This is a genomic window from Vibrio sp. GLN_1, from assembly GCF_043106015.1.
In the GTDB taxonomy this organism is placed as follows: domain Bacteria; phylum Pseudomonadota; class Gammaproteobacteria; order Enterobacterales; family Vibrionaceae; genus Vibrio; species Vibrio parahaemolyticus.
Genome location: NZ_JBICMD010000014.1, coordinates 568,253 through 594,495, shown reverse-complemented (window position 1 = coordinate 594,495; position 26,243 = coordinate 568,253). Strand labels below are relative to the sequence as shown.

Here is a 26,243-nt window from a genome sequence, read left to right as displayed (position 1 = left end):
TTTTGTTCTCTTCTTTAGCATTAATGATTGGTGGACGCTTTAGCCGTGCGAAAAAGCGCAACAAAATGGTGTCGTTCATTTCTCTTTCTTCAACCATTGGTATTGCAGTAGGTGTGGCGGTGATCATCATTGGCCTTTCGGCGATGAATGGTTTTGAGCGTGAGCTTCAGTCGCGTGTGTTGTCCGTGATTCCTCATGGTGAGTTAGAAGGGGTTAATGGGCCACTGCAGAACTACACCAAGACGATGAACCAAGCGCTGCAACATGAGCATGTCGTTGCTGCCGCACCGTACGTCCGCTTTACAGGTTTAGCCGAAAAAGGCAGTAAACTAAAGGCGATTGAAGTGCGTGGTGTGGATCCTGCCTATGAGCAAGCGGTGTCGAGCATGTCTGACTTTATTGATCCAGAGGCATGGCAAAACTTTTACTCAGGCCAACAACAAGTGATTTTAGGTCGAGGGGTTGCAAATGAGTTGAAGGTGCAAGTCGGTGACTACGTCACGTTGATGATTCCTCAAGCGGGTGGCACGAATAAAGTTCAAGCGCCAAAACGTGTGCGCGTCAAAGTGGCGGGTTTCTTGACGTTGAACGGTCAAATTGATCATTCATTGGCTTTAGTTCCGCTGGCGGATGCGCAGCAATACGCTCGTTTAGGAGACGGCGTAACTGGAATTTCTCTAAAAACCGATGATGTTCTTGATGCGCCTTCGATCGTTCGAGAAGTCGGCAACCTAGTGAATGTGTACGTATATTTGAAGAGTTGGCAGCAGCAGTTTGGCTTTCTCTACCGTGACATTCAGTTGGTACGCACGATCATGTATTTGGTCATGGTATTAGTGATTGGTGTGGCGTGTTTCAATATTGTCTCGACATTGATGATGGCAGTGAAAGATCGCGCAGCAGAGATCGCGATTTTGCGTACGATGGGGGCAAAAGATGGTCTGATTAAACGTATTTTCGTTTGGCAGGGCGTCTTCTCTGGAGTGTTTGGTAGCCTTGTCGGTAGCCTTGTTGGTGTGTTGGTTGCGTTAAATTTAACTCCAATCATTAAGGGGCTTGAAGGCTTAATAGGACACCAATTTTTATCGGGTGACATCTACTTTGTGGACTTTCTTCCATCGCAGTTGCATTGGCCTGACGTCGCATTGGTGTCGACCACCGCTATCGTATTAAGCCTATTGGCCACTTGGTACCCAGCTTCTCGCGCAGCGAAACTGAACCCTGCCGCAGTTTTGAGTGCTAAGTAGCGAAGGAAGGAAAGCTAGCCTCGTAGACATCGTTGTTGGCTACGATTTCTTTTTACTAAGTACACTAGATACAAAAAAGGACCTTTCATGGTCCTTTTTTGTACTCATTAGCATCTTTTCATTCTTTGCTTACATTTCGTTTCAGCTTTATTGTCGTTTGAACCTCAAGCCATGTCGCAACGAATGATTTTAGCGTCTTATCCGCTTATCTTACTTTTCGTTTTTGCCAACTGCGAACGACAGAGTAGCGCCACAATCCGCGAATACCGAAATAACCAATGATCGCAGAACCCACACCGCAAATTGCGCATCCCAATAGGAATGGAGGCCCAATCGTGCTCATCTGTTGCATGATAAAGTCCCAAGATAGCTCAAAATGGAATGGCTGAGGTGGAACATGCATGACCCATGCACCGAGCTTGTAAGCAAAGTAAAACAAGACGGGCATGGTAATAGGGTTGCTGACCCAAACGAGAGCAACTGACAGAGGTAAATTTACGCCCATTAAAATGGCTAAACCAGCAGACATGATCATCTGGCTCGGAAGCGGGACAAACGCCATAAATAGGCCAACGGCAAAAGCACCTGACGCAGAGCGACGGTTTAAGCACCAAAGGTTCGGGTTGTATAACACATTGCCGAAGACCTTCAATGCTTTTTGGCGTTTGATCACTTCGTGATCAGGCATGAAGCGTTTTATCAGCTTTCTAGGCATAGGACGACATGACTCTCTTAGAAAAAAGTTGGACCTTGGCGTTATTTGTCGCGAGCGTAATTTCGTCTGCATGGTGGCCGACGATGCCGGATTGGCGTTGGTTGCTGCTGGGAATAATTACCACTGGCTCAATAATTAAATTACGTCGAGGCTTAATTAGCATAGGCGTAATTGTGGGCTTTATGGTTGTCATCGTCCACGGCAATATTATGGAGTATCAGAGACAAGCCCTTTTTCAAGCAGGTGAGAATAGTACCATAATTGGTAGAGTTGACAGCTCTTTTACGCAAATAAGTCACGGATATGAAGGTGTCGTAGCGATAAAACAAGTGAATACTCACACTCTGTTACCTTTTCTTAAACCTAAAGTCCGCCTTATAACGCCATTCCCACTAGCTGTTAACAGTGAGTTTACGACTAACGTTTTGATTAAGCCCATTATCGGCCTCAGAAATGAAGCGGGTTTCGACGCAGAAAAGCAGTCAATGGGAAGTGGTGTTGTTGCAAGAGCGGTCGTAACTAAAGATTCATACTGGGTCATTCGTACTTCTTCGTCTTGGCGCGAAGCTATTATTCAAACTGTTGAGCGTGATATTTTTCGCCTTGAGCACTTTGCTCTAATCAAAGCACTGGCTTTTGCTGATCGCACTGGGCTTACCAAAGAGGATTGGCAGTCTCTGCGTGACAGCGGATTACTGCATCTTGTATCGATTTCTGGTTTACACATTGGGATGGCATTGACGTTTGGGCTCGCCCTTGGTGGGCTTATTCGGCTTGCTATGCCGCGATATTGGTTTCTACCATCAGTGAGTGGGTTGGCGTTTGCCATTGTTTACGCTTGGCTTGCTGATTTTTCTTTGCCGACGACCCGAGCCGTTTCTGTTTGTATCATCTATATTGCTTTGAAGTATTGGCTTGTTCATTGGAGTCCATGGCGCGTACTGTTATTGGCTGTGGCGTTGCAACTTTTCTTCCAACCTTTTGCTTCTTTTAGTTTGAGTTTTTGGCTGTCTTATTTATCCGTTGGTGCCGTTTTGTTTGCGGTTAACACAGTGCAAGACTCTAAGGAAGGTCGTTTGGGAAAGTTGCGGATACTTCTGTTGACTCAACTGATACTGAGCTTATTGATTGTCCCGATCAGTGGCTATTTTTTCTCTGGATTTAGCTGGTCTTCTTTAGTCTACAATTTGGTTTTCATTCCTTGGTTTGGCTTTGTTGTCGTTCCAATCATGTTTGCTGCTTTAATTGCGTCATTGCTCTTTCCTATGTTGGCGACGGTTCTATGGTATTTGCTTGACATATTTCTGGTTCCACTAAGTTGGTCGGTTCGATATGCCATAGGGACTTGGCAACCCATTAGTGCCGAGTGGACATTTGTTATTGCTGTAGTGAGTGCAGTGCTCGTTTTAAGACATGTTATGCCTCGTTACGTTTGGATGTTTGTCTGTGTAATTGTTGTGATGACCGGGTTGTTTCCTAAGCAAGATAACCAAACTTGGCGTATTGATGTGCTTGATGTCGGGCATGGGTTGGCGGTGCTGGTCGAAAAAGAAGGGAGAGTTTTACTCTATGATACGGGCAAGGCTTGGCACAACGGCAGTATAGCTGAGCAAGTGATTACGCCAGTACTGCACCGCAGAGGCTACTCTAGTGTCGATACGATGATTTTAAGTCATGCCGATAATGACCATGCTGGCGGCCGAAAAGTGATAGAGCAGTACTTTTCACCTAAACACAAACTAAGCAGCCAGAGCTTTTTACATTATCAGCCTTGTATTGCTGCTGAGAAATGGAAGTGGCAAGGGTTGAACATGGAGGTACTTTGGCCTCCTAAACCTGTTGTACGTGCATACAACCCCCACTCTTGTGTCATCAGTCTGGAAGACCCTAGTACAGGTTTTAAAATGTTGTTTACTGGTGATATCGAAGCCATCAGCGAATGGATACTGCTTCGAGAGCCAGAAAAGCTGCGCAGTGATGTAATGTTAGTGCCGCATCATGGAAGCAAAACCTCTTCTAACCCTAAGTTTATCAATGTTGTTGAGCCTAGCTTGGCTATTGCTTCAACGGCAAAACTAAACCAGTGGGGAATGCCCGCACCTGAAGTCGTTCAGGCCTATACCGATAGTGGTGTTAGTTGGTTAGACACTGGAAGTGATGGCCAAATAACAATCTTACTTGATGGCAATAACTGGCGTTTTGAAAGTAAACGTCGAGAGACAATTGAGCCTTGGTATAGGCAGATGCTGCGTAACCGAGTAGAATAAGAGTCTTACTGTAAGAAAATAAAGCACTTCTATGTCGATAAATACTGATGAAACGACTTGGCAGACGTTTAAACGTCTTTGGCAATTTATCCGCCTTTACAAGTCTGGCCTTATCGTTGCCGTCATTGCATTAGTGATTAATGCTATCTCTGATACTTATATGATCTCCCTACTAAAACCGCTTCTCGATGAAGGTTTTGGTAATGCGGATTCTGATTTTCTACGTACACTTCCTTTAATTATATTTGTCATGATGTTCATTCGTGGCACGAGTGGTTTTGTCTCCACGTATTGTTTGAGTTGGGTCTCTGGCAATGTGGTGATGCTAGTACGACGCATGGTGTTTAATCACTTTATGCACATGCCTGTATCGTACTTTGATAAAGAAAAAACGGGTAACTTGCTTTCTCGAATCACTTACGATTCAGAGCAAGTCTCTGCGGCGACGAGCCAAGCGTTAGTGAGCATCGTACGTGAAGGCGCAAGCATTATTGGTTTGCTTGTTCTGATGTTTTACAACAGCTGGCAGTTGTCATTAGTGCTGTTTGCTGTAGCGCCTGTGGTTGCTTGGGGTATTGGTGTCGTTTCTAAGCGATTCAGAAAAATCTCGAAGAACATGCAAACGATGATGGGTAATGTGACCGCATCGGCTGAGCAAATGTTAAAAGGGCACAAAGTCGTATTGAGCTACGGTGGTCAAGACATTGAACGTCAACGTTTTGATAAAGTCAGCAACCAAATGCGTCAACAAAGCATGAAGTTGGTAACGGCTCAGGCTGCGGCAAACCCAATCATTCAAATGATTGCATCATTTGCGATTGTTGCTGTTCTTTATCTCGCAAGCATTGATTCAATCAAAGAGCAGTTGACTCCGGGTACTTTTACCGTGGTTTTTTCTGCGATGTTTGGTTTGATGCGCCCACTTAAAGCACTGACAAACGTAACTTCTCAGTTCCAACGTGGTATGGCAGCAAGCCAAACTTTGTTTGCTCTGATCGATTTAGAACCAGAGAAAAACGAAGGTAAATACACGGTTGAGCGCGCGAAGGGTGATGTATCTGTGAAAGATGTCAGCTTCACGTATGAAGGTTCAGAAAAGCCAGCTCTAGAGCATGTCAGTTTTGATATTCCAAGAGGTAAAACGGTCGCTCTAGTGGGGCGTTCAGGTTCAGGTAAAAGTACCATTGCGAACTTGTTTAACCGTTTTTATGACGTGGACAGTGGCTCGATTACATTAGATGGCCGTGATATTCGTGACTATGAATTGAAGAACTTGCGTGAGCAGTTTGCTTTGGTTTCGCAAAACGTACATCTTTTCAATGACACCATAGCAAACAACATTGCTTACGCAACGGAAGATAAGTACCAGCGCAGCGATATTGAGCATGCAGCGAAGCTGGCTCACGCAATGGAATTCATCAATAAGATGGAAAATGGTTTAGATACCATGATCGGCGAAAACGGCGCGAGCTTATCTGGTGGTCAGCGCCAACGTGTAGCGATTGCTCGGGCGTTGCTGCGTGATGCGCCTGTACTGATTCTTGACGAAGCAACCTCTGCACTGGATACGGAATCTGAGCGTGCCATCCAAGCTGCATTAGATGAGCTGCAGAAAGATAAAACCGTGTTGGTGATTGCTCACCGCTTGTCAACGATCGAAAAAGCCGATGAGATTCTAGTCGTAGACGACGGTGCCATTATTGAACGAGGTAATCACGCAGACTTGATTGCTAAGAATGGCGCTTACGCTCAACTTCATCGCATCCAGTTTGGCGAATAGTTGCTGTGGTTGAAAAAATCTGGTTTGAAAATCATCCATTAAAATATCTGTTGTGGCCATTATTATGGCCACTCAGTGTGTTGTTTGGTGCAATCAGTAGAGCGAAGCGTCAACAGTTCCAAACTGGTCGCAAGCAAGCGTATCAAGCACCAGTACCCGTAGTGGTGGTCGGTAATATCACCGCTGGTGGCAATGGTAAGACGCCTGTTGTGGTTTGGCTGGTCGAGCAATTACAACATCTGGGGTATAAACCGGGAGTGGTGTCTCGAGGGTATGGTGCGAAGGCTCCGCAGTATCCGCTGGTGTTAAATGATGATACTCCTACTCAACATTGTGGTGATGAACCTAAACTCATCCACCGGCGCACCGGAGCACCTGTTGCAGTCGATCCTGTACGTGCAAACGCCGTGAAAGCGCTAGTAGAGTTAGACGTGGATATCATCATTACCGATGATGGTTTGCAGCATTATGCTCTAGAGCGTGATGTTGAACTTGTGATTGTTGATGGAAATCGTCGTTTTGGTAATGAGTGTTTGATTCCGCTTGGTCCATTGCGCGAAGGTGTTGAGCGACTTCAGGAAGTCGACTTTATCATCACCAATGGCGGTTTGGCCCATCAGGGTGAGATCTCAATGTCTCTAGCACCATCAAAAGCGATCAACCTAAAGACCAAGCAGCAAGTTGATGTAAGTGAGTTAAAGGCATTGGTGGCATTTGCCGGTATCGGGCATCCACCTCGGTTTTTTAATACACTAGAATCAATGCATGCAGATGTTAAAGTCACGAAAGGTTTTGCTGACCATCAAGACTTTGACCAAAAAGAACTTGAAGCATTGGCTCTGCAAGGGGCCAATGTGATTATGACAGAGAAAGATGCTGTCAAATGTTGCGACTACGCACAAGACAATTGGTGGTATCTGCCTGTATCTGCTCAATTTGAGCCTAAAGATGCAGAGCGAATTTTAAATCGAATAAAAGAGGTTAAAGCGACTTATGGATCACCGTCTGCTTGAGATTGTGGCTTGCCCAGTGTGTAAAGGTAAGCTGACTTACGATAAAGATAATCAAGAGTTGATCTGCAAATTGGATCGCCTTGCTTACCCTATCAAAGAGGGTATTCCTGTTCTGCTTGAGCCAGAAGCTCGCATCATGAGCATGGATGAGGGGCGTTAATGTCTTTTACGGTTGTTATACCGGCTCGTTACTCTTCGAGCCGTTTACCAGGTAAACCATTGGCTGATATTGGCGGTAAACCAATGGTGCAATGGGTTTACGAACAAGCAATGCAAGCTGGCGCTGATGACGTGATCATTGCTACTGACGATGAGCGAGTTTCTGCGGCGGTTGAGAAATTCGGTGGCAAAGTTTGTATGACTTCGCCAAACCACGAATCTGGTACAGAGCGTTTAGCGGAAGTGGTAGATAAAATGGCCATTCCTGCTGACCACATTATTGTGAACGTTCAAGGTGATGAGCCTTTGGTACCACCAGTTATCATCCGCCAAGTCGCAGATAACTTAGCCGCTAGTGATGCGCCTATGGCTACGTTGGCGGTTGAAATTGAATCTGAAGATGAAGTCTTCAACCCAAATGCCGTAAAAGTCGTTGCTGATGAGCGTGGTTATGCCATGTACTTTAGCCGAGCAACAATTCCTTGGGATCGTGATAACTTCGCTAAGCAAGACAAAGCTATCGTGAATCCATTGATGCGTCACATCGGTATCTATGCATACCGCGCAGGTTTCATTAATACTTACGTAAACTGGGCGCCAAGTGCCCTAGAGCAAATTGAATGCCTAGAGCAGTTACGAGTGCTTTGGTACGGCGAGAAAATCCACGTTGCAGTCGCTAAAGAAGCGCCAGCAGCAGGCGTTGATACGCCAGAAGACCTTGAAGCCGTTAGAGCTATTGTGGCGAAAAAAGCGTAACGATTCTACTTCTTGCAGTTAATAAAAAGGCTCCTTTCATGGAGCCTTTGGTTTTAAGGGGATGAGTCTATTTTTTGCTAAATGTTTGAGTCGTACTGATTGCGTTTTGGACAAGTGGCTAATGTTTCTCTGTGTCCCGTGTCTTTAACTTCTTCTAAGATTACGTCAAAGCCCCATAGGCGATAGACGTGTTTCAAAACCTCATCATAACTTTCATCGAGTGGAATGCGGTTATGAGGAACGTACTGCAACGTGAGTGAACGGTCACCACGAACATCCACGTTAAACACCTGAATGTTAGGCTCTAAGTTTGATAGGTTGTACTGCGCTGCCAGAGTTTCTCGAATGCGCTTGTAGCCCATTTCATCATGTATGGCGGAGACTTCAATAAAGTTCTTCCTGTCATCATCGTTGATGGCGAACAGTTTGAAATCACGCATCAATTTCGGAGACAAATATTGGCTGATAAAGCTTTCATCTTTGAAATTATGCATAGCAAAATGCAAGGCATCTAACCAATCTGTTCCTGCTAGATCCGGGAACCACTCTTTATCTTCGTCAGTTGGCTCTTCACAAATACGCTTTATATCGCGGAACATCGCAAAGCCGAGAGCATAGGGGTTGATACCGCTAAAGTAAGGACTGTTGTAAGGTGGTTGAGCAACAACACTCGTGTGGCTATGTAAAAATTCAAGAATGAACTTTTCGGATACAATACCTTCATCATATAAGTGGTTTAGAATCGTATAGTGCCAGAACGTTGCCCATCCCTCATTCATAACCTGAGTTTGCTTTTGTGGATAAAAGTACTGGCTTATTTTTCGGACGATTCGAACAACCTCGCGTTGCCATGGTTCCAAGAGCGGCGCATGTTTTTCAAAGAAGTAGAGTAGGTTTTCTTGAGGTTCACTAGGGAAGCGCTCTTTAATGTCTTCTTCTTTAGTTTTGGCTCTTGGTACGGTTCGCCACAGTTCATTGACTTGAGATTGCAGATAAGCCTCGCGCTCCTCTTGGCGGGCCTTCTCTTCGGTAATCGAGATTTTCTCTGGTCGTTTGTAGCGGTCGACACCAAAGTTCATTAACGCATGGCAGGAGTCGAGAAGCTTTTCAACCTCTTGAACGCCATAGCGCTCCTCACATTCGGCAAGGTACTTTTTAGCAAAGAGTAAGTAGTCGATGATAGAACTGGCGTCCGTCCACGTTTGGAACAGATAGTTCCCCTTGAAGAAAGAGTTGTGGCCGTAGCACGCGTGTGCAATGACAAGCGCTTGCATGGTGACTGTGTTCTCTTCCATCAAATACGCAATACAAGGGTCGGAGTTAATCACAATCTCGTACGCAAGGCCCATCTGACCATGTTTGTAGTTCTGTTCTGTTTGAATGAACTTTTTACCAAATGACCAATGGTTGTAGTTGATAGGCATACCGATACTTGAGTACGCATCCATCATCTGCTCAGACGTGATCACTTCGATCTGATTTGGATAGGTGTCCAAACGATAGTGCTCCGCGACACGTTTTATTTCCTTGTGATAGCGTTCAAGCAGTTCGAATGTCCAATCCGGTCCGTCAGGTAGCAACTTGCTGTTGCGCTTTTTAGGCGCCTCTCCAGAGAGGTTTTTTGTTGCGGTAGTCATCGCTAGCCTCCTTACGCCGTTTCTTTTTGGAATAGTTCTCGGAAGACTGGGAAGATATCCTCCACAGAGCGAATATTCTTCATAGCGAAGTTTGGAAACTCGTCGGTGAGCTTCTCATACTCGTGCCATAAGGTTTGATGTGAGCGACGCGTGATTTCTATATAAGAATAGTACTGACAATTTGGCAGCAACTTATTCACGAGTAAATCTCGGCATCGTGGTGAGTCATCCGCCCAGTTATCCCCATCGGACGCTTGGGCTGCGTAGATGTTCCACTGACCAACCGGGTAACGCTCTTTGACGATTTCATCCATTAATTTCAAAGCGCTAGATACGATGGTGCCACCGGTTTCTTGCGAGTAGAAAAATTCGTGTTCATCGACTTCTTTGGCTTGCGTGTGGTGGCGAATAAACACAACGTCTACGTTTTCATAGGTGCGAGTCAAGAACAGATACAACAGCACATAGAAGCGTTTTGCGATGTCTTTGGTCGCTTGATCCATAGAACCAGACACGTCCATCAAACAAAACATCACGGCTTGGCTAGAAGGGACTGGTCGTTTTTCGTAGTTTTTAAAACGTAAATCGAAAGTATCGATGAACGGCACATTTTCAATTTTCTTGCGCAGTTCTTCGATTTCTTTTTTCAGACGATTTTCTTCAAGTTGTTGTGCTGGCTCAATATTTTTGATGCGAGTCAACTCGTCTTCGAGCTCTTTAAGAAGTCGTTTTTTGCCTGCAGTCATGGCGGTTCGACGAGCTAATGACTGCTGCAATGAACGAATAACGGAAATGTTGGAAGGGATCCCTGCGGTTTGGAAACCTGCTCGGTGAGTTTTCCATTCCGTAATTTTAGCGATTTGATTTTTTTCTAGATTCGGTAGCTCTAAGTCTTCAAACAGAATATCCAGGTATTCGTCTTTTGAAATTTGGAACACAAATTCATCTTGGCCTTCGCCATCTGGACTCGCATTACCTTCACCAGAGCCACTGCCTTGACCTCCACCTTTTGGACGCTCGATTTTATCACCCGTAATAAACTGATCGTTACCAGGGTGCACGCGTTCACGCACGCCACCTTTCCCTTGATGGAAAATCGGCTCGTTAATGTCTTTGTGCGGTATTGAGACGTCTTCGCCCGTTTCTGTATTCGTGATCGAGCGTCGATTCACTGCGTCAGCTACCGACTCTTTGATCTGCTCTTTATGGCGCTTCAAGAAGCGCTGTCTGTTAACAGCGCTCTTGTTCTTGCCATTGAGCCTTCGGTCTATAAATTGCGCCATGAAATAGCCCTCTTCATGTTTCACAAGCGACCTAACTCAACACTGGGTTAGGATGACTTACGTACTCGTAGGTACCACTCAGAAAGTAGGCGAACCTGTTTCTCGGTATAGCCTTTTTCCATCATGCGAGCGACAAAGTCGTCGTGTTTCTTCTGATCTTCAGAAGAGGTTTTCGCATTAAACGAGATAACCGGAAGAAGCTCTTCGGTATTGGAGAACATTTTCTTCTCGATTACCGTGCGCAGTTTTTCGTAGCTGGTCCAAACTGGGTTTTGACCATTGTTATTGGCTTTCGCACGAAGCACAAAGTTGACGATTTCATTTCGGAAATCTTTCGGGTTGGAGATACCAGCGGTTTTCTCAATTTTCTCTAGTTCCGCATTGAGAGATGCGCGGTCAAATAGCTGTCCCGTTTCTGGATCGCGGTATTCTTGGTCCTGAATCCAGAAGTCTGCGTAGGTAACATAACGGTCGAAGATGTTTTGGCCGTATTCAGAGTAAGATTCTAGGTACGCGGTTTGAATTTCTTTACCGATAAACTCAACGTAACGAGGAACGAGGTACCCTTTCAAAAACTCAAGATATTTTTCTGCGGTTTCTGAAGGGAATTGTTCGCGCTCTACTTGTTGTTCAATCACATAGAACAGGTGAACTGGGTTTGCTGCCACTTCGGTTTGGTCAAAGTTGAACACGCGAGACAAAATCTTAAACGCAAAACGTGTAGATAGGCCGTTCATACCTTCATCGACGCCTGCGTAATCTCGATATTCTTGGTAGCTTTTCGCTTTAGGATCGGTATCTTTTAGCGTCTCGCCGTCGTACACGCGCATTTTCGAGAAAATAGACGAGTTTTCAGGCTCTTTCAGACGAGAAAGAATGCTGAACTGCGCCAATGTTTCTAATGTGCTTGGTGAGCAAGGGGCTTGAGACAATTCACTGTTTTCAAGCAGTTTTTGATAGATTTTAACTTCTTCCGATACGCGTAAACAGTACGGTACTTTAACGATGTATACACGGTCTAGGAAGGCTTCGTTGTTTTTGTTGTTGCGGAAGGTTTGCCACTCAGATTCGTTAGAGTGAGCCAAAATCATGCCGTCAAACGGAATTGCAGAAAGGCCTTCCGTCCCGTTAAAGTTGCCTTCCTGTGTTGCGGTTAGTAATGGGTGCAATACTTTAATTGGCGCTTTGAACATCTCGACGAATTCCATCAAGCCTTGGTTTGCTTTACACAGCGCGCCAGAGTAGCTGTATGCATCTGGGTCGTCTTGAGAGTAGTGTTCGAGTTTACGGATATCCACTTTACCGACGAGTGATGAAATATCTTGGTTGTTCTCATCACCAGGTTCGGTTTTCGCAATACCGATTTGGTCAAGGATAGATGGACGAACTTTCATCACTTTAAATTTGGTGATGTCGCCGCCAAATTCGTGAAGGCGTTTCGCTGCCCAAGGTGACATGATTGAGCGAAGGTAGCGCTGCTCAATACCGTAGTCCGTTTTCAGAATCTCGCCATCTTCGGTCGCTTTGAATAAACAGAATGGGTGGTCGTTCACTGGGCTGCGTTCGCCATTAGCGCTCAATACGTAAATAGGCATCGCTTCCATAAGCGATTTTAGTTTTTCAGCAAGTGAGGACTTACCGCCACCAACAGGACCCAATAGATAGAGGATCTGTTTGCGTTCTTCTAATCCTTGCGCCGCATGCTTGAGGTAAGAAACAATTTGTTCAATCGCATCTTCCATACCATAAAAGTCTTTGAAAGTTTCATAGCGAGAGATAACGCGGTTGGAGAAGATGCGGCTCAAACGTGGGTCTTTAGCTGTATCTATTATCTCTGGCTCGCCGATTGCCATCAGTAGGCGTTCTGCTGCATTAGCATAAGCACTTTTGTCATCCTTACACAGGGCTAGAAACTCCTGTAACGACATCTCTTCATCTTTTGCAGCTTCATATCTGGATTGATAGTGGTCGAAAATACTCATGTCGCTTTCCCCTTTAATAGTCAGTCTACCGACGAACGTTGGTGCAGGCTGTTCCACGTTTTGCTGTGCTCTTAGTTGCCTGAATGTCGACGTCCTGTTATCTCATTTGGTTTGTACGAAATGTATGACCAGTAACACCAAAGACTTTGCTTTATGGACAGTTTTTTCATCACAACGGTGAGCAGTGGATGTGTACTTTTCAGTCACAGCCTTTCTCTACTTAAGCCTAGTCGGGGATTTGCAATTTTGCTTAACAATTATGAATTTATTGTAAAAGTGACATTTGAATCACTCTTTAGATGAGGATGAATTTATGTTGCGAATAGGGCGGAGATAAATCAAATATTTGGTGAAAAATACAGAATTTCAGTGATTCGTTATTCCACATTGCACAAGATAAGCAGAAGGATACGGTAGTGAAGAATGGAAGTTGTGACAGGAAAATAAAAAAGGAGAGCGAATGCTCTCCTAATCAAAGACTTGCTATCTTACGCACTAAAAATTTGTGCAAGCTCGTTTTCACACAAGTGATATTGACGAGGGCAGTTACGCCAAGTTTGCAGCATGCGGCGGTATTTATCTAGCATTGGCATTTGGCTATTAAAGTGGTGATCTGCCTTGTCGAATTGTGGGTAAAGACCTTCAGAATCAACAAGGAAGCGGACGTAATGCACTTGCTGCGCTTCTGTTGCGATATCGAAACCTAAGAACTGTAAGCGACGTTGGTCTACTTTGCTACGTTCTTCCGCATCTAACATATTGTTAGATTCTTGCATCGCGTGATACATCTCCATAATGTCGATGATTTCACGGCATTCTGCTTCTGAAAGGCAACCGAAATCTTTGTTCAGTTCGCGCATTTGTAGCTCATAGCCGCGTTCAACGATCGTCTGTAGGCGTTTGTATTTAGCCGCATTATTCGGATCAAGCTGAGACATTAGGTTGTATTGGTTTGATAGGATCAAACGTTGAGCGTTTGACATTTCCATGATGACCTCACTAAATAATCTAATACATTTTTAATGTGCTTAGGTTAACGCTTCAGACAAGGGTGAAACATGATCTCAACACATATTTAATATGAAAAAATGGCAAGAATTGTCGAATTCAGCCACGGCGAGATACACGATATAAGAAGAATATCTACTTTTTGTGATAGTGGTTGTATATGTAATCTCGGTCCGAAAACACTCTTAACCACTCTGGCTTGAAGACGGTTAATACTGCCAGTGACATCCCGTTAAGTAACCCTTCGGGGAACGCAAGCAATGGGACAAAAATAAAGTAGTTGTGTTGAATGGTTTCCCAATCGTAGTGGCCAACCAACAAGTGATAAAACGAGTTAAATACTAAGTGTAAGCTGCCTGTGAGTGCGCCATTAAAAAAGCCAGCGACAAAAATAAACACAAAGATGTTGCGGGGTAAATAATGGTAACTAAGCAAAAAGACTAAGTAGCTGATTAATATTGGCATGAGTGCCGATAACACAAGAGAGCTCGGGAGCAAGATAAACGAAATATCGTGTATCCAGTGGTAGGCGATCATCGCAGGAATGCTGAGCAAAAAAGCCATTCTCCAACCGTACATCATGGTAAGTGTCGTCAACGCGAGAAAGTGTATTTGTAACCCTTCTTTTACTCCTGCTTGAGCAGACCAAAGAACCGTAATGAGGAAGAAAGAGGCAAGCACGATATGTTGAAATGCTTTCTCTTGTTCAAGTTTAGGCCAAACTACTTTTCTCCAATCGGGTATGCAAAAAGCAACGACAACCAAAGTGACGATGATGAGTGAGCCTACGTTAAACCAGTCCATGAACTCTTTTCCTAAAATGCGTTTGTTACTTTTACGTTAATCCTTTTGTTTGGGCGCTATTTTACACGCCTTGGTGATTTATATAAGGAATTTGCCGGTGTTACATACAAAAATGCCAGCTAAATGCTGGCATTTCTAGAACGTTAAGTTTCTTATTTGCTTAGTATTTCACGTTAGAGTGGTACTGAGACAAGATGGATTGAATTTCATCCATTGTCTCTTTTGAAGGAGGATTCACGCCTTCAAGAGGGTACTCTAAACCAAGAGCTTCCCATTTATGTGCACCGAGTTTGTGGTATGGGAGCAGTTCAACTTTCTCGATGTTGTCCATATCTTTAATGAATTCACCCAGCATGTGCGCCGCTTCTGGATCATCGGTGTAACCCGGCACAACTACGTAGCGGATCCATGTTTTTTGACCAATTTTGTGCAAGTAACGAGCAAAGTCTAACGTACGTCGATTCGACACACCGATAAAGTCTTGGTGAATTTCATCTTTCATATGTTTGATATCTAGCATCACCAAATCAGTCGCGTCCAATACTTCGTCGATCACTTCTGTGTGTTTACGAATGTAGCCATTGGTATCTAGACATGTGTGGATGCCTTCTGCGTGAGCCGCACGGAAAAAGTCGCGAACAAATTCTGGTTGAAGCATGGCTTCGCCACCAGAACAAGTGATACCACCACCTGATGCATTCATGAAATGACGGTAGCTTTTCGCTTCGGCAATGATTTCTTCAACAGTAACTTCTTTACCATCATGCGTGTCCCAAGTATCGCGGTTATGGCAATACTTACAGCGCATTAAACAACCTTGCAAGAAGACGATAAAACGAATACCAGGTCCGTCTACGGTACCGCATGATTCAAATGAGTGAATACGACCAGTTGTTGACATCTTTTGCTCTCATTACTAATAAATTCTTGCTGTTATTTTATTACAAAAAGCAGGGTTAAAACAGCCTTGTGGGTGGCTAAGGCAGCGTAATGTGACCAAAGAAAACGGCCAATGACGCGTTCATTGGCCGGAGAGATAAATACTATTTAAAAGAAAGCAAAGACTGAGAAAGAACCAGTACCATAAACGTCAGTTTGTGATTCTTCGTAATCAGGTGTTTTCACCGTAAAGGTTAGGCTTGCGCCGTAATTCTGGTTATACCAAGTTGCACCTGCAACGGCACTTGCTTGCCAGTTTTCTAGAGTCACATCATAAGGTTCTGATGAGCCTGGAATACCTGAGCGATCGCCTTCAATGGTGATATCGTTGAAACGGTATCGACCTTCAAATCCTGTAAAGACAAACCAACTGGAGGTATTTTTCGCAAGCATACTGGCAGAGAAAGGGCTTTCTACACTGATGTTTGCTGCGCCAATACTATTGGCTAGATTCGTGCCCCAGCGGAACATGACACCTTGTGATACATCGCTGCGGAAGTTACCTGCGTTAATGTCATTCACATTAGTGATTTCCCATTGCGTCTTCTGGCCCTCACTGCGCATGAGTTTATTGAAAGCTCGGTAACCAACGCTAAAGGCAATTTCATCGTCAATTTGGTAATCCCAGCCTTGAGGATCGGTTGAACCAGTGATGCCGTGAACAATTTCCTGCGCTTTTTCTGATAGAGAACTTTCACCTGTGGCACCAATGGTGAAGTTATAGCGAACGGCTTGATCGGCGGTTAGAGATAGGTAGTTGATTTCAGTGTGTAGGTAACCAGCGTATGGACGGTCATTGGCAAGAGGGTAGTCTGCTTCAATATCACTTGGAGTCCACATCTTGTGGCCAAGTACTACCTCGATTTTATCGACATTGGATTGATCTGCATTTTCTAAGCTGAACCATTTCCATTCGCTTTCTTTTTTTAGTTTCTCGGTTGCGTAAGAGAAGAATATACCGTTGGTGTAATCTTGGTCGACACCAAAAATGCCATCGTTATCAAGGGTAAAGGATACTGTGGATTTGGTGGATGCCAGAGCAACTGGCGATAAAAGGGTAAGGAAAATTAATTTACTGAGTTTCATATACTGCATTTACTAACTTTTTTTGCATCATACGTAAGAATTCAATCAAAATCTTCCGCAATGTCACAACTTTAGTTCAAGAAACAAAAAAAGGCTGATGCTTTGCAGCATCAGCCTTTGTTGTATCACTAAAACGTTATTTCGCTAAAGTCTTATAGAGACTCAGTGAATGTACGTGCGATTACGTCAGCTTGTTGCTCTGCAGTTAGAGAGTTGAAGCGAACAGCGTAACCAGATACACGAATTGTTAGCTGAGGGTATTTCTCTGGGTGCTTAACTGCGTCTTCTAGAGTTTCGCGGTTAAGAACGTTCACGTTTAGGTGTTGACCACCTTCGATACCAGCTTCGTGGTGGAAGTAACCATCCATCAGACCAGCAAGGTTAGCGCGTTGTGAACCCTCATCTTTACCTAGTGCGTTAGGTACGATAGAGAATGTGTAAGAGATACCATCTTGTGCATCAGCAAACGGCAGTTTAGCTACTGAAGTTAGTGATGCTACAGCACCTTTCTCATCGCGACCGTGCATTGGGTTTGCACCTGGAGCAAATGGAGCACCAGCACGACGACCGTCAGGTGTGTTACCAGTTTTCTTACCGTATACCACGTTTGAAGTGATAGTAAGAATTGACTGAGTAGGGATTGCATCACGGTAAGTCTTAAGCTTACGGATTTTGCCCATAAATACAGAAACAAGTTCACATGCGATGTCATCAACGCGTGGGTCGTTGTTACCAAATTTAGGGTAATCGCCTTCGATTTCGAAGTCGATTGCTAGACCGTCTTCATCACGGATAGGTTTAACAGTTGCGTATTTAATTGCAGACAGAGAGTCAGCAGCAACAGATAGACCAGCAATACCACAAGCCATAGTACGTTTAACGTCACGGTCGTGCAGAGCCATTAGTGCAGCTTCGTAGCTGTACTTGTCGTGCATGAAGTGGATTGCGTTTAGTGCAGTCACGTACTGCTTCGCTAGCCAATCCATGAAGTGGTCCATTTTTTCCCACAACTCGTCATAGCTTAGTACGTCGCCTTCGATCTTAGGCATTTTCGGACCAACTTGGATTTTTAGCTTCTCATCCACACCACCGTTGATGGTGTAAAGCATAGTTTTCGCAAGGTTAGCACGAGCGCCGAAGAACTGCATTTGCTTACCAACAACCATTGGAGATACACAACATGCGATTGCGTAGTCGTCAGAGTTCATGTCTGGACGCATTAGGTCGTCGTTTTCGTACTGGATTGAAGAAGTGTCGATAGATACTTTCGCACAGAACTTCTTGAAGCCTTCAGGTAGTTGCTCAGACCAAAGTACAGTGATGTTTGGCTCTGGAGAAGGACCCATTGTGTATAGTGAGTTTAGGAAACGGAAGTTAGTACGAGTAACTAGCGTACGACCGTCAAGACCCATACCACCCATAGACTCAGTTGCCCAGATTGGGTCGCCAGAGAATAGGTCATCGTACTCAGGAGTACGTAGGAAACGAACCATACGTAGTTTCATTACGAAGTGGTCGATCATTTCCTGAGCTTGTTCTTCAGTAAGCTTACCAGCAGCGATATCACGCTCGATGAACACGTCTAGGAATGTAGAAGTACGACCTAGAGACATTGCAGCACCGTTTTGAGACTTAACAGCTGCTAGGTAGCCGAAGTAAGTCCATTGGATAGCTTCTTGTGCAGTTTCAGCAGGGCGAGAGATGTCACAACCGTATTTCGCAGCCATAACTTTCATTTGGCCAAGTGCACGGTGTTGCTCAGCGATCTCTTCGCGAAGCTGCATAGTCATTTGAAGATCTTCACCGTTCTCAAAACGCTCTTGCAGAGATTTGAATTGAGCCAGTTTGTCCTTCATTAGGAAGTCGATACCGTATAGAGCAACACGGCGGTAGTCACCGATGATACGGCCACGACCGTAAGCATCTGGAAGACCAGTTAGAACACCAGATTTACGACAAGCTAGGATTTCTGGAGTGTAGATGTCGAAAACACCAGCGTTGTGAGTTTTACGGTATTCTGTAAAGATTTTTTTAACTTGTGGGTCTAGTTCGCGGTCGTATGCTTTGCACGAACCTTCAACCATGCGGATACCACCGTTAGGGATGATAGCGCGTTTTAGAGGAGCGTCAGTTTGAAGACCAACGATAGTCTCAAGATCTTTCTCGATGTAGCCTGCATCGTGAGCAGTGATGGTAGAGATGATAGAAGTATCGAAATCAACAGGAGCGTGAGTTGAGTTCTCTTGCTTGATACCTTCCATTACCTTAGCCCAAAGCTTGTTAGTTGCTTCAGTACCTTCAGAAACTAGGAAAGATTCGTCGCCTTCGTACGGAGTGTAGTTCTTTTGAATGAAATCACGAACGTTTACTTCGTTTTGCCAGTCACCTGCAACAAAACCTTCCCAAGCTTTAGCAAATTGCTCTGCCATGACATACCTACCTTTTTAGTAGAAAAAAATTACGTACTGCTTCGCCGTTGAGCCAGCTATCCCCAAAATCTGAGGGGGAACAGTACACTCTTTTGAATAACAATATTTATAGTCTTAAATTTAAAAAATTGGGTCACAAAACTATAAATATTGTCACTATCTTTAATGACACTCTTTTTAAGAGACAACTAGAGGTTAAACTAAAATTTTTTTGCAAACCTTAAACTAAATCAATAAATCCTCAAAAATCTCGATAAAAATGGGGTAGCGACAAGCGCTACCCACACGTTTTTTGAACAATTAGCCTTACAGCCAAGCTTTGATGCCATACTGGCCTTCTAGCATACCAACTGCAAGCATAGCGACCAAACAGATAACAAGTACACCTACTGGGATCACAATCTTGTCTACGAATGACAGGCGAGCTGCACGCTCTTTGTCACCAATTAGACCGTTGTTATCAAGTAGCATTGTTAATGCCCATGCTAGTACAGGGTTAACTACGGCAGAACCGAAAATACAGATACCCGCTGCTTGAGAGTCTTTAGAGTCTTTCACCATTTGCATACCTGCTTCAAGTAGAGGTAGAGATACACCTACAAGAAGAGCGACACGCATTACTGGTGGCCATACTGCGATGTCCATTGGGAAGCCAAGGATCGCGATGATCATCACCAGAAGACCAAGAAGGATAGCACCGCCAGGAATTGGACGTTTTGCAATCGCTGCTGGGATCATGTAAGTCCCCCAAGATGAAGTGATGTTACCACCACCTACCGCTGTACCTACCATCTGACGGATAGAACACATAGTCATTGTGTCATCAACGTCCATTAGTACTTTTTCAGTCTTTTTAGGGTAGTTAAGTTCTTGGAAAATACGATGACCTAAGAAGTCAGGAGACCACATTGCTACTGCTAGGATTGCAAAAGGCAGTGACGCGATGAAGTGTTCCATATTAGGAAGACCGAGCATCCAACCTTCTTCAGTGCTGCCCCACCAGTAAACAGGGTTTAGATTCGGTAGACCAGTTTCAGTGACGAATTTGATGTCAAAACCAGCACCTAGCACTAGAGCGATAATAAGGCCTGTGAAAGCACACACTGGAATCGCAAGCCAACGTTTGTTCACTTTTGCAAGGAAAGCGTATAGTGCGATAGTCACTGCAAGCACGATCAGACCCACGTAACCCATGCTGCCAGCTTCAACAGTTGAAGATTGTAGGCCAACTGCCCATTCTTGAATCGAGTTGATTTGGCTCATGGTCCCCGTCAAGCCCAAGAAAATGAGCAAGCCACCAGCTGTACCCTCTGAGGTGAGGTTCACCAGTTTAGAACCGCCTTTCAAGAAGCTAAGTAGAAGACCGAATACACCAATAAGAATTGCCAATGCAAGAGGGTGAGCACCAGCGAGAGCGATGGTACCAATAAGAGGGATCATTGGACCGTGGTTACCTGCCAAGTTGGCTTTCGGGTTGATAAAGCCAGAAGCAAGCACACAGAAAAGTAGTGCAGGGATTAGCATTTCTACACGCGCAACTTCAATGGCAAAATCTTTGCCTAAGTTAACGTGGTCCCATGCTGCAGTAAGGCCTTCAGCCCAAGACATCATTACCGCAGAGTACATTGCGATAATGCCGATAGTACCAGCAAGTGCTGGAACAAGGTCTTCAAGCTCAAAGCGGAAGTCACGACCTGGCAAGTTTAAGCCGAAACGACGCGGCTTCATGATTTGTAGTTCGTGGTCTAGGTAGTCTGAACGGCTCGCGAACTCAGATGATGGACGATGAAGCTCACGGTAGCTTTTGGTCTCGATATCTGAATCAGAGTGCGCTTTGTTAACTGCGTCTGACATAGATTCCTCATATATTTAAAAGTTATGAATTATTCATTCAAGTGTGTTATTCCGCATCCTGCGGCACGTCCTATGCTAGCTATTATTAGATTTGTTACACGTCGACGTCGTGCCTAAGCATAGCTAATAACTTGTTGTGTTGAGGCACAAAAAATTCCTCATCTTTTGGCTGGAGTCTAGCAAGATAGCCATTTAGGGTGATTGATTTAGATCACTTTAAGAATAGATGTGAAATAAAACTACAGAAAGTGTCTGGTATGCGAATGAGATGGTTATTTAGTGTGTAATTTCATTACACAAGTTGCATAAAATTAGAGTTTATTGCCCTACATCGCATGAGTCACCCTTAAATGATCAATATTCACGATGTTTATATAAAGCTGGCTTTATTCTTGCTTTGTACCGAGCAACGACGATTTTTTGGCTAATCATTGCCGCTCAGTTTAGGAAGAAGACATGAAACAGCTTAAAGTACTGCCACTTGTGGCAATTATCTCAGGTTTAATGGTCGGTTGTGGCGGCGGTGGTGGAGGTGGCGGCGGTGGCGGTACACCTCAAACTGCATTTAACTTCACTTTTGTTGCGCCAAAGACACAAGCGCTTTCAAGTAACGGTACTTGTACGATTTACGATCGCTTTGAGTCAAACAACATTGAGCAAGTATTGAATTACCATAAGCTGGGTGGTGTTTTAGACACTCAGTTAACAGCTTATTACTCTGATGCATCGGGTAACCGCGTTGGTGATTTGGTAACAGCAAGCAATGACAAATTGACGATTATTCTGCAAACGATTCCAGATGGCGGTAGTGTTACTGTTCAAGAGGTGAATGGCACTATTATTAACGCGATTACCTTTTCAAAAGATCTTTTGGAATCTGAGTCCTCTTTGAGAAACGTATACCTATCTGCAGATGCGAACGTAAGTAATACGAGCTGTCTGACGGGAAATAACGATTCAAAAGTCAATAAGACGAACTTGGACTACAAGACTGCGGAAGATGCTTCAGGCAATCCATATTCGACGTTCTACTTTGATTCCCAGCTAGAAACTGTAACGGCGAACGAATCGCGCTTTACCAAGGGTGAAAGTTTACCAGCGGTTAGTACCGAAAAAACGATGGTAGCTCAATACCGCACTGCTTCACGCTCTTCCTTGTACCAATATGGTTTTGAAGACTGGACTGATGGACGCATGGTCTTTGCAGGAACGCCTTCGATGCCTATGGTCAGTACGTCGGGTATCAATTTTTCTAAGATAGATATTGATACAATCTACAAAAACTTTTCTTACCGTTTAGCTGAAGTGCCAAAGACAAGTGCGTTTTATCACCCTGATGCATTGAAAGGCGATGTTTGGACATTCAGTGTAGAAGGCACGATTGCAACGCCTGGATGGACAGCTGCATACACAGACAAAGTTTCTGAAAACTGGAGCATTGTTGTTGATGACCGCTCTCTATTTTCAGTAACGGATACCCAGAACACGAAACCAGGTGTATCAAACAGTGTTGTTGATCTAACTGACAGTATTGGTTTAGGCCAAGAAAACGGGTTACAACGCGTGAGCTATCAGCAAGGTACGATGGTTGGTGCAACGCCATACGTTGTTCGCCATTCTGTTTACTCGTTGATCGAAGGAAGTATCGTCGTTCCTGACTTAGATTACTCTAGTGTTCCTTCTGGTGCTCGAAGTGATTTAGTTATCTCCAATAACTCGTTAATTACTCAGAGCTATGTGTTTACCGATGAAAAAGCAGACGTTAAAGCTGCTGATTTTCTCACTGCTTTTGCCAATGGTGATGGCGCTGATACGGCAAAAGATGTACTCGGTATCGTAATGAATGAGAAACAAGTTAGAGATACGATGAATCGCATTGCTCAAACTAAGACGCTGATGTTAGAGAGAAGCAATTAACACTTTTGTAAATTTATTTAGCCCCTCACTTGAGGGGCTTTTTTGTGGTCTATATTCACGAATAAAAGAATATGTTGCTATATATTGCATATTCATTTGTCTATCGTATCTATCTATTCGATTTATTTAGGTTAATAATTTGTTGCAACTTTCTAGGGGTGGTGCTAATTTGTTCCGAAATAGAGAGGGCGGAGTCCCTTAATTGCAGTGACAAAAACACAGGGAGTAGAGCGCATGAATGATGTACCAGCGCTAGATATAAAAGACCTGCACAAAACATTTGGACAGAATGAAGTCCTGAAAGGCATTTCACTTGCCGCTCACAAAGGGGATGTTATCTCCATCATTGGCTCTTCCGGTTCTGGCAAGAGTACTTTTCTTAGATGTATTAACTTACTAGAAACACCGACCGCTGGTGAAATTTGGGTAAACGGCGAGCTTATTCAAATGAAAAACAACCGCGCGGGTGAATCTGTACCTGCCAACGAAAAACAAGTTCAGCGTATTCGTTCGCGTTTAGCTATGGTTTTTCAGGGGTTTAACCTTTGGTCTCATCTTACCGTTCTTGAAAACGTCATCGAAGCACCTGTCCACGTTCTTGGAGTGCCGAAAGCTCAAGCAATTGAAAATGCAGAGTTGTTACTGAAAAAAGTCGGCCTTTACGAGCGTAAAGATTATTACCCAGGTCATTTATCTGGTGGTCAGCAACAGCGTGCTGCGATTGCTCGTGCCCTTGCTGTAGATCCAGAAGTTATGCTGTTTGACGAGCCTACCTCTGCGCTTGACCCTGAGCTTGTTGGGGAAGTGCTAGGGGTAATGAGAGATTTGGCAGATGAAGGGCGAACCATGTTGGTGGTGACGCACGAAATGGCGTTTGCTCGTGACGTCTCAAATCATGTGATGTTCTTGCATCAAGGCTTAGTGGAAGAACAGGGAGATCCAGCTAAGCTATTTACTAACCCCGATTCTCAGCGATTACAGCAGTTTATCTCATCTATCTACTAATATTCATTAGGCGGCAGAGTTTTGCCTCCTAAGTAAGCACAACGAACAAAACCAAATAAAATAGCAATCACAGGAGTATGGAAATGAAAAAGTGGTTATTGGCAGCAACTCTTGCTGCAACGGCAGTGTCTGGTGTTGCTCAAGCGAAAGAATGGAAAACAGTTCGCTTTGGCATTGAAGGCGCATACCCTCCATTTAGCTGGACAGAAACCGATGGTTCTCTAAAAGGCTTTGATGTTGATATGGCCAATGCGCTGTGTGAAGAAATGCAAGTGAAGTGTCAGATCGTTGCACAAGATTGGGATGGCATTATTCCTTCTCTATTGGCTCGTAAATACGATGCGATCATCGCGGCAATGTCGATTACCGAAGAACGTAAGAAGAAAGTGGATTTCACGGGCAAATACGCACTGATCCCAAATAAGTTCATCGCTAAGAAAGGTGCAAACCTAGACTTTGCTAATCTAGATGGCCAAAAAATCGCAGTTCAACGCGCGACAACTCACGATAAATACCTGACTGACAACTACGGTGACAAAGTTGAAATTGTACGTTACGGCTCTTTTGACGAAGCGTACCTAGACCTTGCGAACGGCCGTGTTGCTGCAGTTTTGGGCGATGCATCTGCTCTAGAGGAAGGTGTATTGAACAAAGCTGGTGGTGATGCGTACGAATTTGTTGGCCCATCTCTGACTGATGCGAAATGGTTCGGTGAAGGTTTCGGTATCGCTGTACGTAAACAAGATAAAGATCTAACGAAGAAACTTGATGCGGCAATCTTGTCACTGCGTGATAAAGGTATTTACCAAGAAATTGCTGGCAAGTACTTTAACTACGATGTTTACGGCGAATAAGCGGTAATTAAGCGACCGTTGGCTTGTTCCTAGAAGTAGTCAACGGTCGATTTTTTGAGTTTAGGGATTAGGAACTCACCTATGCTGGATTTACAAGGATATGAAGCCTCCATTTTTAAAGGGGCTTTGGTAACCATCGAAGTAGCTGTGCTGTCACTACTGCTTGCGGTGATATTGGGAATGCTTGGCGCGCTTGCTAAGCTTGCTCCCTACAAATGGGCAAGAGCAATTGCCACACTTTACACCACCATTATTCGCGGCATTCCAGACTTAGTTCTGATGATGTTGATTTTCTTTGGTGGGCAAATACTTTTAAACAATAGCCTCTATTCCATCAACGAAACGCTCAATGAATGGTTTGCATCTAGCGACCCAAATCATGAGTGGACTTCTTACTTACCTGACTACATTGATGTGAGCCCGTTTATTGCCGGTGTGCTGACAATTGGTTTTATCTTTGGAGCTTACATGGCGGAAACTTTCCGTGGTGCGATCATGGCCGTCGATAAAGGTGAGTTGGAAGCAGCAAAAGCTTATGGCATGAGCCCAGTGTTGTCGTTCAGAAGAATCCTTCTTCCTCAGATGATTCGCCATGCACTACCGGGATTTGGTAACAACTGGCTGGTATTGTTAAAAACCACCGCGCTTGTCTCCATTATCGGGCTTGAAGATATGGTGAGAATGAGCTCTCTGGCGGCTGGTACAACCAAAATGCCGTTCACGTTCTACATGGCCGTTGCACTGATTTTCCTTTTCTTCACCAGTATTTCGACGGGGTTGTTAAAACTCGTTGAACGCAAATTCAGTATTCATGCGAGGTAAGTAATGGATTTTTCGTTGATTATTGAAAGCTTCCCTGTTTACCTTCAAGGGCTTTGGACGACCGTTTGGCTGGTGGGCATTTCATTGGTGATTGGCTTGTGCGTCTCAGTTCCACTCGCCATTGCGAGAAACAGTACCAACTACGCTTTGAGCCTTCCTTCTTGGGGATTCATTTACTTTTTCCGAGGAACGCCACTGCTTGTTCAGTTGTATCTGATTTACTATGGCATGGATCAGTTTTTCCCAGTGAAAGATACCTTATGGGAACACGCGTGGTTTTGTGCTCTGGTTGCGTTTGTACTAAACACATCAGCGTATACGGCAGAGATCATTCGTGGTGCGATTAACGGTTTGCCGAAAGGCGAAGTGGAAGCCGCAAAAGCGTATGGCATGAGTAAATTTATGACTTACAAACGCATCATCTTGCCAAGTGCGTTACGCCGAGCACTACCTGCTTATTCTAATGAAGTGATCTTCATGCTTCACGGCAGTGCGGTTGCAGGGATCGTAACCATCGTGGACTTAACTGGTGCAGCGCGCTTAGTTAACTCTCGTTATTACGCACCATTTGAGTCGTTCTTGACGGCTGGACTTTTCTATATGTCGCTTACGTTTATCATTCTTTGGTGCTTTAAACGCGCGGAAAAACGTTTCTTAGCGTACCTGCGTCCTCTGAGCTAAATCAT

Annotated in this window: 21 protein-coding genes; 11 read left to right on the top strand and 10 right to left on the bottom strand. The window is 44.4% G+C overall.

Annotated features, from left to right (window positions below; genetic code table 11):
- The first annotated feature begins 2 nt into the window (after window positions 1-2).
- Complete coding sequence (gene lolE / locus ACF8OV_RS07570) at window positions 3-1,247, top strand: lipoprotein-releasing ABC transporter permease subunit LolE (protein WP_021449343.1); 1,245 nt, start codon at window positions 3-5, stop codon at window positions 1,245-1,247.
- A gap of 205 nt (window positions 1,248-1,452) precedes the next feature.
- Here lolE and ACF8OV_RS07565 read toward each other — a convergent pair whose 3' ends face one another.
- Window positions 1,453-1,962, bottom strand: a complete 510-nt coding sequence (locus ACF8OV_RS07565) for a DUF2062 domain-containing protein (RefSeq protein WP_005456245.1) — start codon at window positions 1,960-1,962, stop codon at window positions 1,453-1,455.
- An 8-nt stretch (window positions 1,963-1,970) separates the two neighbouring features.
- Between ACF8OV_RS07565 and ACF8OV_RS07560 the strand changes: the two genes are divergently transcribed.
- The 5 genes from ACF8OV_RS07560 to kdsB are packed head-to-tail and all read left to right on the top strand — an operon-like array spanning window position 1,971 to window position 7,937.
- Window positions 1,971-4,229, top strand: coding sequence for a DNA internalization-related competence protein ComEC/Rec2 (locus ACF8OV_RS07560; protein ID WP_203502904.1), 2,259 nt, complete (start codon window positions 1,971-1,973; stop codon window positions 4,227-4,229).
- 31 nt (window positions 4,230-4,260) lie between these two features.
- On the top strand, window positions 4,261-6,009 hold the full coding sequence (gene msbA / locus ACF8OV_RS07555; RefSeq protein ID WP_029795884.1) for a lipid A ABC transporter ATP-binding protein/permease MsbA: 1,749 nt from the start codon (window positions 4,261-4,263) through the stop codon (window positions 6,007-6,009).
- A 5-nt stretch (window positions 6,010-6,014) separates the two neighbouring features.
- Entirely contained in the window at window positions 6,015-7,022 is a 1,008-nt protein-coding gene (gene lpxK / locus ACF8OV_RS07550; protein ID WP_129829924.1) for a tetraacyldisaccharide 4'-kinase, read from the top strand.
- Entirely contained in the window at window positions 7,003-7,182 is a 180-nt protein-coding gene (locus tag ACF8OV_RS07545) for a Trm112 family protein (protein ID WP_023585387.1), read from the top strand. Before lpxK ends, ACF8OV_RS07545 begins: the two co-directional genes overlap by 20 nt.
- Complete coding sequence (kdsB, locus tag ACF8OV_RS07540; RefSeq protein WP_021449339.1) at window positions 7,182-7,937, top strand: 3-deoxy-manno-octulosonate cytidylyltransferase; 756 nt, start codon at window positions 7,182-7,184, stop codon at window positions 7,935-7,937. The genes ACF8OV_RS07545 and kdsB overlap by 1 nt, the downstream gene beginning before the upstream one ends.
- A gap of 77 nt (window positions 7,938-8,014) precedes the next feature.
- Here kdsB and ACF8OV_RS07535 read toward each other — a convergent pair whose 3' ends face one another.
- The 9 genes from ACF8OV_RS07535 to ACF8OV_RS07495 all read right to left on the bottom strand — a co-directional run bounded on the left by ACF8OV_RS07535 (window position 8,015) and on the right by ACF8OV_RS07495 (window position 20,959).
- Window positions 8,015-9,574 (bottom strand): SpoVR family protein, encoded by a 1,560-nt coding sequence (locus ACF8OV_RS07535; protein WP_005456192.1) that lies wholly within the window; start codon window positions 9,572-9,574, stop codon window positions 8,015-8,017.
- Between the two features lie 11 nt (window positions 9,575-9,585).
- Window positions 9,586-10,857 (bottom strand): YeaH/YhbH family protein, encoded by a 1,272-nt coding sequence (locus ACF8OV_RS07530; RefSeq protein WP_005481863.1) that lies wholly within the window; start codon window positions 10,855-10,857, stop codon window positions 9,586-9,588.
- Between the two features lie 47 nt (window positions 10,858-10,904).
- Window positions 10,905-12,839: a PrkA family serine protein kinase gene (locus ACF8OV_RS07525; protein ID WP_005456210.1), complete on the bottom strand. Its 1,935-nt coding sequence runs from the start codon at window positions 12,837-12,839 to the stop codon at window positions 10,905-10,907.
- 488 nt (window positions 12,840-13,327) lie between these two features.
- A complete protein-coding gene (locus ACF8OV_RS07520) occupies window positions 13,328-13,828 on the bottom strand; it encodes a YfbU family protein (protein ID WP_005456271.1) in 501 nt (166 codons plus the stop codon).
- A 154-nt stretch (window positions 13,829-13,982) separates the two neighbouring features.
- The gene (locus ACF8OV_RS07515) at window positions 13,983-14,651 is read right to left on the bottom strand and encodes an energy-coupling factor ABC transporter permease (protein WP_203502902.1); all 669 of its coding nucleotides are present in this window, start codon (window positions 14,649-14,651) and stop codon (window positions 13,983-13,985) included.
- Between the two features lie 160 nt (window positions 14,652-14,811).
- A complete protein-coding gene (gene pflA, locus ACF8OV_RS07510) occupies window positions 14,812-15,552 on the bottom strand; it encodes a pyruvate formate lyase 1-activating protein (RefSeq protein WP_005456250.1) in 741 nt (246 codons plus the stop codon).
- A gap of 146 nt (window positions 15,553-15,698) precedes the next feature.
- On the bottom strand, window positions 15,699-16,676 hold the full coding sequence (locus ACF8OV_RS07505) for a lipid A deacylase LpxR family protein (protein ID WP_005481800.1): 978 nt from the start codon (window positions 16,674-16,676) through the stop codon (window positions 15,699-15,701).
- Between the two features lie 152 nt (window positions 16,677-16,828).
- Complete coding sequence (pflB, locus tag ACF8OV_RS07500; RefSeq protein ID WP_005456189.1) at window positions 16,829-19,105, bottom strand: formate C-acetyltransferase; 2,277 nt, start codon at window positions 19,103-19,105, stop codon at window positions 16,829-16,831.
- 306 nt (window positions 19,106-19,411) lie between these two features.
- A complete protein-coding gene (locus tag ACF8OV_RS07495; protein ID WP_005456280.1) occupies window positions 19,412-20,959 on the bottom strand; it encodes a DUF3360 family protein in 1,548 nt (515 codons plus the stop codon).
- Between the two features lie 456 nt (window positions 20,960-21,415).
- On the opposite strand from ACF8OV_RS07495, the gene ACF8OV_RS07490 reads away from it, so the two are divergent.
- From ACF8OV_RS07490 to ACF8OV_RS07470, 5 genes are all read left to right on the top strand, one after another.
- Window positions 21,416-22,876 (top strand): flagellar sheath protein A, encoded by a 1,461-nt coding sequence (locus tag ACF8OV_RS07490; RefSeq protein ID WP_203502889.1) that lies wholly within the window; start codon window positions 21,416-21,418, stop codon window positions 22,874-22,876.
- 234 nt (window positions 22,877-23,110) lie between these two features.
- On the top strand, window positions 23,111-23,881 hold the full coding sequence (locus tag ACF8OV_RS07485) for an ABC transporter ATP-binding protein (RefSeq protein WP_005456207.1): 771 nt from the start codon (window positions 23,111-23,113) through the stop codon (window positions 23,879-23,881).
- A gap of 83 nt (window positions 23,882-23,964) precedes the next feature.
- On the top strand, window positions 23,965-24,735 hold the full coding sequence (locus ACF8OV_RS07480) for an ABC transporter substrate-binding protein (protein ID WP_005456273.1): 771 nt from the start codon (window positions 23,965-23,967) through the stop codon (window positions 24,733-24,735).
- A gap of 81 nt (window positions 24,736-24,816) precedes the next feature.
- A complete protein-coding gene (locus ACF8OV_RS07475; protein ID WP_005456256.1) occupies window positions 24,817-25,557 on the top strand; it encodes an ABC transporter permease in 741 nt (246 codons plus the stop codon).
- Between the two features lie 3 nt (window positions 25,558-25,560).
- Window positions 25,561-26,238, top strand: coding sequence for an ABC transporter permease (locus ACF8OV_RS07470; RefSeq protein ID WP_005495900.1), 678 nt, complete (start codon window positions 25,561-25,563; stop codon window positions 26,236-26,238).
- The last annotated feature ends 5 nt before the right edge of the window (window positions 26,239-26,243 follow it).